Origin of the sequence: Luteibacter sp. ME-Dv--P-043b (genome assembly GCF_030209605.1) — a bacterium.
In the GTDB taxonomy this organism is placed as follows: Bacteria; Pseudomonadota; Gammaproteobacteria; order Xanthomonadales; family Rhodanobacteraceae; genus Luteibacter.
In genome coordinates, this window is record NZ_JARVRT010000037.1 from 60,499 (window position 1) to 68,665 (window position 8,167).

Consider the following 8,167-nt stretch of genomic DNA (forward strand, 5'->3'; position numbering starts at 1 on the left):
GTCTCGTGGCCCCTTTGCATGACAGCAACGATCGTTAGCGGACGTTACGCCGCGCGTACCGCCTTCATCTGTTCCGCGTTGCGAATCACATTGGCGCGAAGTTCCTCGGTATCGAAATCGTCCACCGCGATGAACTCCGCCACGCCATCACGCACACGCTGCAGCAGTTCGCGCTCGGCAGCGTTGATGGCGCCCAGCTTCTCCGCTTCGGCCAGTTGCTCGTTGTACGTGTGCGCCTTCAGCTGGCCACCCTTGAGCGCCTTGACGAACTTGCGCTCCACCGGCTCGGCAGCGATGACATCGGGCAGCAGCGCGTTCATGCGACCCACGGTGTTGTTTGCCGTAGGCGTCATGTAGCTCCAGGTAGTGAGGCGGTCGCGGGCTTCGCTGGGCGCGGTGATCAGCGCGGCGACGCGACGACCCAGGCGATCCGACGGCGGCACTTCGCGCCGACCGAACGGGAAGACGAGGGCCCGCAGCAGCCAGGCCACCGGGCGCACGGGGAAGTTGCGGATCACGCCGTCCAGCGCCATCTGCATGTTCCACACGCACTGGTGGAACGCCCAGGCCAGCAGCGGACGGTCGGATTCCGGCCGACCTGTGTCCTCGTAGCGCTTGAGCATCGCACTGGCGATGTACAGGTACGACAGCACGTCACCCAGGCGAGCCGACAGCTTCTCCTTGAACTTCAGCTTGCCGCCCAGCACGCCCATGGCGACGTCCGCACACAGCGCCAGCGCCGCCGAGTAGCGGTTGAGCTTGCGGTAGTAGCGGCGCGTGTAAGCGTCGCCGGCGGTGTCACCGATCTTCGCGGCCGTGATGCCCAGCACGAAGCTGCGCACCGCGTTGGAGATGCCGAAGCCGATGTGGCCGAACAGTGCCTTGTCGAAGGTCTTCAGGCGCTCGCGGTAGTCGGCGATGCCCAGGGCCTGCATTTCCTTCAGCACGTAAGGATGGCAGCGGATGGCACCCTGGCCGAAGATCATCAGGCTGCGCGTCATGATGTTCGCGCCTTCCACCGTGATGGCGATGGGCACCGACTGCCAGCCGCGCCCCATGTAGTTCTTCGGGCCGAGGATGACGCCCTTGCCACCGTGCACGTCCATCGCGTCGGAGGCGATCTGGCGGCACCATTCCGTGGCGTGGTACTTGGCGATGGCCGACGGCACGGCGGGCTTTTCACCGCGATCCACGGCAGCGGCCGTGGCACGCGACAGCGCCTGCATGGCGTAGGTGAGGCCACCGATCCGGGCCAGGGCTTCTTCCACGCCCTCGAACCGACCGATGGCCAGGCCGAACTGCTTGCGCATGCGTGCATACGAGCCCGTGGCCGACACCGCCATGCGCGAGGCACCGGTGGCGTTCGACGGCAGCGAGATGGCACGACCCACCGACAGGCACTCGACCAGCATGCGCCAGCCCTGGCCGGCCATGTGCGGGCCACCGATCAGCACCGACAACGGCACGAACATGTCCTTGCCGTGCACCGGGCCGTTCTGGAACGGCGTATTCAACGGGAAATGGCGGCGCCCGATCTCCAGCCCCGGGGTTTCGCGCGGCAGCAGCGCCAGCGTGATGCCGAGGTCTTCCTTGTCGCCCAGCAGCTTGTCCGGGTCGTACATGCGGAAGGCCAGGCCGACGATGGTCGCCACCGGCGCCAGCGTGATGTAACGCTTGTCGAAGGTGAGGCGGATGCCGACCGTCTCTTCGCCGTTCCACACGCCCTTGGTGACGATGCCGAAGTCGGGGATGGAGGTGGCATCGGAACCCGCGTAGGGGCCGGTCAGCGCAAAGCAGGGGATTTCACGGCCATCGGCCAGGCGCGGCAGGTAGTGGTTCTTCTGCTCGTCGCTGCCGTAATGCATCAGCAGTTCGCCAGGTCCAAGCGAGTTGGGCACGGCGACGGTGGACGCCACCGTCTGCGACATGCTGGACAGCTTCTGCAACACCGCCGAATGGGCCAGCGCCGAGAAGCCCAGGCCACCGTAGCTCTTGGGAATGATCATGCCGAAGAACTTGTTCTTCTTGATGAAGTCCCAGACGTTCGGCGGCAGGTCCGCCAACTCGTGGGTGATCTGCCAGTCGTCGATCATGCTGCACAGTTCCTCGACCGGGCCATCGAGGAAGGCTTGTTCCTCGACCGACAGTTCCGGGCGCGGCTGGCGCAGCAGTTCGGACCACTCCGGCTTGCCCGAGAACAGCTGCCCCTCGAAACCGACGGTGCCTGCCTCGAGCGCGGTCTGCTCGGTGTCCGACAGTTTCGGGGTGACCTTGGCGAACAGGGACAGCAGCGGCGCGCTGATCTTCTTGCGACGGAAGTCCACCATCATCAGCGGCGCGGCGACGAGGGCCAGCAGGATGAGCAGGACCACGGTGGTCACCGGCGCGCCGGCAAGCACGCCGACCACGAGGATGGTCACGCCCGTGGCGATGGCCCACGTCTTCAGGGACGTGCGGTGGTAGGCACAGGCACCGGAGGCGATGAGCGCCGCCAGCACAACCAGGATCGCAGACATCGGAATCACCTCGTTACAGTCGAACTACGGAAAAGGGTATCGGGTACGGCGTGGAGCGTTTCAGAGCGTACGCAGGAACAGGGCGATCTCGCGGGTGAACGCGTCGTTGGCATCCCCCGCCACCATATGGGTTGCCCCGGGAAGGCTGACATGTCGCGCGTGCGGCACCAGCCGGAGAAATTCCTCCACCGTCTGGCTGGAGACGACATCGCTGCGGGCACCCGACAACAGCAGCACCGGCACACTGACCCGCGCCGCCGCTTCAAACAACTGCGGCTGGTAGCGTTCGCTCTCGGCCACCATGCCGTCGAGCAGTGCCGGGTCCCAGTGCCAGCGCAGCCGGCCGTCGTCTCCCCGGCGCAGCAGCGGCGCCAGCTGCGTCGCCGTCTTGCGCTCGCGACGCTGGGGCAGGTACGCCTCAATGGCCGAGGCCGCCTCGTCGTAACTGGCGAAGCCGTGGGGGTGAGCGCGCATGAAGCCGAGGATACGTTCCACCCCCGCGGTTTCCCACCTCGGCGTGATATCGACGAGCACGAGCGCCGAGAACGGCGCAGCTCCGGACGATCCACCCGCCGCGGCAAGGCCCAGCAGACCGCCCATCGACGCACCCACCAGAACTGGAGGCCGGCCATCCGGCGAAGCGGAGGCCGCCGCCACGACCAGCAGGTCGTCCACGAACTGCTGCATGTGGTATTCACCGCGAGGCAGGCGGTCGCTCTCGCCGTGACCCCGGGCATCGAACGTGGTGCTGCCGAAGCCCTGCTCCGCCAGGGCCACCGCGGCGCCGGTCCAGGCATGGCGCGTCTGGCCGAAGCCGTGGGCGAACAGCAGGGTCGGCGATCGGTGCCCTATCCTGCGCTCGATCGACAGCGCCACCCCGTCCATGGCGACGAGGCGGGTCGGGGTCGGGCAGGCAGAAAGGGCATCAGCAACCATACGGTGGAGTATGTGGGTGTCGGGCGGGTGCGTCAATACGCCCGCGTACGGTCATGCAATGGCTTCCAAGTCAAGGTCTTATGCAGCACCTCCGAAGGCCCCTGGATTGCAAACCGCGGCGGCTCCGCTACCATGCGGCGATGAACGACGGTGCCAAGAACGAACGAGTCCGCCTCTCTGCCGAAGACTGGGAAGACGGCGCGCTGGCCCTTATCGCCGAACAGGGCGTGGGCGCCCTTGCGGTGGAAGCCCTTGCGCGCCGGCTAGGCGTCACCAAGGGCAGCTTTTACTGGCACTTCCGCACGCGCGAGGCGCTGCTGCAGGCGGCCCTGGAACGCTGGGAGGAATACGGCGAACGCGAGGTGCTCGCGGAGATCGAGCGCATTCCCGATCCGCTCGAGCGCTTCCCTGAGCTGTTCCGGCGCGTGGCTCACGAGATGCAGCCCCATCGCGTCTATGCGGCCCTGTTGAAGGCACTGGACCACCCGCAGGTGGTCCCGGTGATGTCGCGCGTCTCCCAGCGCCGGATGGAGTTCCTGACCCGGCTCTACAGTGAGGCCGGGCTGGACCCGGTCGTCGCCCTGCATCGCTCGCGCCTCACCTACGCGGCTTATGTCGGCTTCCTGCAGCTCAACTTCACGCTCGGACTGCCCCGCCTCAGTCATGAGGAATTCGACGCTTATGTCGAGCACATGATCGCCACGCTGACGCCGGCGCACGTCAACGACTGATCGCGCCTGAATGGCACGGTGCCGTTTTGCTGCACCGTGCCTTGCCAATACCACGCATCGCAAACTACTGTCTCCATGGACTTTTACTGGAGACCACGACGGATGCGTTTGGACGGCAGTTCCCTGGAAGCACTGAACCGATGGGTCGACGAGGCCGCCCGCCTCACCTGTCCCGCGTCCATCCACTGGTGCGACGGCTCCGATGCCGAGTACGCCGGACTGGTCCGCACCATGCTCGCCAGCGGCGACCTGCTGCCGCTGAACGAGGCGAGCAACCCGCGTAGCTACCTGCACCGCTCGCATCCGTCGGACGTGGCGCGCGTCGAGCACCTCACCTTCGTCTGCACCCCCGAGCAGGACGATGCCGGCCCGAACAACCACTGGATGGCGCCGGCGGAAGCGCACGCCAAGATCGATGCCTTGTTCGAAGGCGCGATGCGCGGACGCACGATGTACGTCATCCCCTATTGCATGGGCCCGATCGACTCGCCGCTCTCGCGCTGCGGCGTGGAAATCACCGACAGCCCCTACGTCGTGGCCAACATGCGCATCATGACGCGCATGGGTGCGCCCTCCCTGGCACGTATCGAACGCGAAGGCCGCTTCGTGAAGGGCCTGCATTCCACGGGCGACTTGGACCCGGAGCGCCGCTTCATCATGCATTTCCCCGAGGAACTGTCGATCAAGTCGATCGGTTCCGGCTACGGCGGCAACGCGCTGCTCGGCAAGAAATGCCATGCGCTGCGTATCGCCAGTCACCAGGCACGCCGTGAGGGCTGGCTCGCCGAGCACATGCTCATCGTCGGCGTGGAAAACCCGCAGGGCGAAAAGCACTACATCGCCGCGGCGTTCCCGTCGGCCTGCGGCAAGACCAACCTGGCCATGCTGATTCCCGCCGAGGGCTACCGGGAGGCGGGCTGGAAGGTCTGGACCGTCGGCGACGATATCTGCTGGATGACACCGGGCGCGGATGGACGCCTCTGGGCGATCAATCCCGAAGCGGGTTACTTCGGCGTCGCACCCGGCACCGGTGCGGGGACCAACCCCAACGCGCTGGCCACGCTGGGCCACGATGCGATCTTCACCAATGTCGCCCTCACCGCCGACCAGCGTCCCTGGTGGGAAGGCCTGGGCGAAGGCGAGCCGGCCACCGACTGGCAAGGCCGCCCATTCGACGGCACCCACGGTCCGGCCGCCCATCCCAATTCCCGCTTCACGGTCAGCGCCAGGCAATGCCCCAGCTGGGCGCCGGAGTCGGAGGACGCCGCCGGCGTGCCGATCTCGGCCATCGTCTTCGGTGGCCGCCGTCCGTCCCTGGTGCCGCTGGTGTTCGAAGCCCGCGACTGGGTGCACGGCGTGCTGGTCGGCGCATCGATGGGCTCGGAAACCACGGCCGCCGCCACGGGCGCCGTGGGCGTGCTTCGCCGCGATTCCATGGCGATGAAACCCTTCTGCGGCTACAACTTCGCCGATTACTTCGCCCACTGGCTGTCGTTCGACAAGCCCGGCGCCAGGCTGCCGCGGATCTTCCACGTCAACTGGTTCCGCAAGGATGCCGAAGGCCGCTTCATGTGGCCGGGCTACGGCGAGAACCTGCGCGTGCTGGACTGGATGATCCAGCGCGTGACGGGCAAGGCCCAGGGCGTCGAGACACCCATCGGGATCGTACCCGCCGCGGGCGAGCTCAACACCGATGGCTTGTCGCTCAAGCCCGGCGCGCTGGACGACCTGCTCCATGTGGACGTGGAGGGATGGACCGAGGAACTTCGCGCCATCGGACTCTATCTGGACGGCTTCGGCGAGCGTATGCCGTCGCGACTGAAGGCCGAACGCACCCGCGTCAGCGACGCGCTCGATGCCGCGCTGGAGCGCAAGGCGACCAACGTCGCCTGATCGTTAAACCGTTTCGCCCTTGCCGGCATCCAAGCTGGCAAGATGAATGCCCTATGCCTCGCCGCCACCGCCCTGATGCCGTCTGAGCCGCCCGTCGTCGCGACCACCGACGACGCGGTGGTCCGCGCGGCGATCGCCGGCGACCGCAAGGCCTTCGAGACGCTGTATCGCCGCCACGCCGATCGCGTCTACGGCGCCGTCCTGCGGCTGGCCGCGTTCGACCATGCCCGTGCCGAAGACCTCACCCAGGAGGCCTTCGTCCGTGCCTGGCAGAAACTGGACGGCTTCCGCTTCGAAAGCGCCTTCGGCACCTGGGTCTACCGGCTGGCAGTCAACGTGGCGCTGATGTCCATACGCGCCCGCAACGCCGATCCGGTCAGCATCATGGACGACGACCACCTGCCGGACATCATGTCCACCGACAATCCCGTGCGCGCCGTCGAGCGCGACGAACTCGAAAAAGCCATCGCTGCGCTTCCGCCGCGCGCGCGCGCCGTGCTGGTACTGCACGACGTGGAAGGCTGGAAACACGAAGAGATCTCCACCGAGCTGGGTATGGCGGTGGGGTCCTCCAAGGCTCAGTTGCACCGTGCGCGCGGACTGCTCCGCCGCGCCCTGGGAGACACACCATGAACGAACTCGATTACCTGCGCCAGATGCGCTCGCTCAACCGCCCGGTCACGCCGCATCGCGACCTCTGGGCCGACATCGACGCGCGGCTGGACGAGTCGACCGCGCGCGCCGCCCTCGCCGCCCCGCGGCGCCGACGCGCGCAGCCCTGGCTGATGGCCGCCGCCATCGCTGGCGTCGCCGTACTGGGTGGCGGCCTCGGCCTGCACCTGGTCGGGCCGGCAGGCGGCGATGGCTTGGCCAGCCGGCAGGTCTGGAAGCCCAGCGATCCTCGCCTGTCCGGCGCCGCGGTCGAGCTCGACGCTGCCCACATGGAGCTGACCCAGGCCATGCAGGACTCCCCCGAATCCCCTGCGCTGCAGCGACTGCTGCTGCGTACCGAACGCCAGCGCGATCGCCTGCGCAATCTCGAAAAGCAAGCCGGCTAAACACGTACAGCCAGGACACCCCCATGAAAACGCTCTATCTCACTCCCCTGCTGCTGGCGTTCTCGATCGGTCAGGCCATGGCCTCGACCCCGATCAACCTGTCGAAAGACATTCGACCCGACGCCAAGGTGACCATCGACAACGTCAAGGGCGAGGTCACCGTCACCGCCTGGGACAAGAACCAGATCCAGGTGTCCGGCACCCTCGGCGACGGCGCCCGTCCCCTGGAGATCGACGGCGACAATCGCGAGGTCGATATCCATGTCGAAGGCGACGAAAAGAAGGGCAACTGGCTCAGCTGGGGCAACGACACCCGCATGCAGCCCACCGTGCTCAACATCCGCGTGCCGCGCTCGGTGTCGGTGTCCATCAACGTGGTCAGCGCGCCGGTGAGCATGGACGGCCTGGATGGCGGCAAGATCGATGTCGATTCCGTGAGCGGAAGGGTCCGCGCCAACCTGCGCTCACCCGAAGTCACCATGCAGACCGTCAGTGGCACCATCGACCTCGCCGGCCGAGCGGGCAAGGCCGATCTGCAGACCGTATCGGGCGATATCACCGCCCCCTCGGTCACCGACCGCGTCGAGGCGCAGACCGTCTCCGGCCGGATGACCGTCGGCGGCGGCCCCTGGAAAGAGGCCAATTTCAGCACCGTCTCGGGCGATACCCAAGTTACCGGCGGCCTGGTCCGGGACGGCAAGCTCACCGTCGATTCGATGAGCGGCGACGTGCAGATCCAGCTTCCGGGCGACACTTCCGCCCGGCTGGAAGCATCGACGTTCAGTGGCGACCTGCGCAGCGATTTCGGCACGCCGTCCAAGGGTGAGGATGGCCCGGGCAAGGAACTGAAAACCACGATCGGCAGCGGCAATGGCACCATCCACGTGGAGTCGTTCAGCGGTGATGTGCGGATTCGGGGGCAGGGGCGCTGAGGGGGGTGGGGCATTGGAGTTTTGAGGTGTTGGCGTCTTGAGGTGTTGGAGCAAGAGCCGGCGGGTGCCACCCTCGGGGCCACGCCTGCGGCGACCCGTCA

General features: G+C 66.9%; 7 protein-coding genes. 5 read left to right on the top strand and 2 right to left on the bottom strand.

Annotation, left to right across the window (positions count from 1 at the left end):
- Nucleotides 1–44: 44 nt before the first annotated feature.
- Together QRN34_RS17000 and QRN34_RS17005 are read right to left on the bottom strand one after the other, a co-directional pair.
- Nucleotides 45–2,516: an acyl-CoA dehydrogenase gene (locus QRN34_RS17000; protein WP_285406313.1), complete on the bottom strand. Its 2,472-nt coding sequence runs from the start codon at nucleotides 2,514–2,516 to the stop codon at nucleotides 45–47.
- A gap of 60 nt (nucleotides 2,517–2,576) precedes the next feature.
- The gene (locus QRN34_RS17005; protein WP_285406320.1) at nucleotides 2,577–3,401 is read right to left on the bottom strand and encodes an alpha/beta hydrolase; all 825 of its coding nucleotides are present in this window, start codon (nucleotides 3,399–3,401) and stop codon (nucleotides 2,577–2,579) included.
- 191 nt (nucleotides 3,402–3,592) lie between these two features.
- Between QRN34_RS17005 and QRN34_RS17010 the strand changes: the two genes are divergently transcribed.
- The 5 genes from QRN34_RS17010 to QRN34_RS17030 all read left to right on the top strand — a co-directional run bounded on the left by QRN34_RS17010 (nucleotide 3,593) and on the right by QRN34_RS17030 (nucleotide 8,066).
- Nucleotides 3,593–4,183: a TetR/AcrR family transcriptional regulator gene (locus QRN34_RS17010; protein WP_285406314.1), complete on the top strand. Its 591-nt coding sequence runs from the start codon at nucleotides 3,593–3,595 to the stop codon at nucleotides 4,181–4,183.
- Nucleotides 4,184–4,291: 108 nt separating this feature from the next.
- Nucleotides 4,292–6,076 (top strand): phosphoenolpyruvate carboxykinase (GTP), encoded by a 1,785-nt coding sequence (locus QRN34_RS17015; RefSeq protein WP_285406315.1) that lies wholly within the window; start codon nucleotides 4,292–4,294, stop codon nucleotides 6,074–6,076.
- Nucleotides 6,077–6,151: 75 nt separating this feature from the next.
- Complete coding sequence (locus tag QRN34_RS17020; protein WP_285406322.1) at nucleotides 6,152–6,709, top strand: sigma-70 family RNA polymerase sigma factor; 558 nt, start codon at nucleotides 6,152–6,154, stop codon at nucleotides 6,707–6,709.
- On the top strand, nucleotides 6,706–7,134 hold the full coding sequence (locus QRN34_RS17025) for a hypothetical protein (RefSeq protein WP_285406316.1): 429 nt from the start codon (nucleotides 6,706–6,708) through the stop codon (nucleotides 7,132–7,134). The genes QRN34_RS17020 and QRN34_RS17025 overlap by 4 nt, the downstream gene beginning before the upstream one ends.
- Before the next feature lie 23 nt (nucleotides 7,135–7,157).
- Nucleotides 7,158–8,066, top strand: a complete 909-nt coding sequence (locus QRN34_RS17030) for a DUF4097 family beta strand repeat-containing protein (RefSeq protein WP_285406318.1) — start codon at nucleotides 7,158–7,160, stop codon at nucleotides 8,064–8,066.
- Nucleotides 8,067–8,167 lie beyond the last annotated feature (101 nt).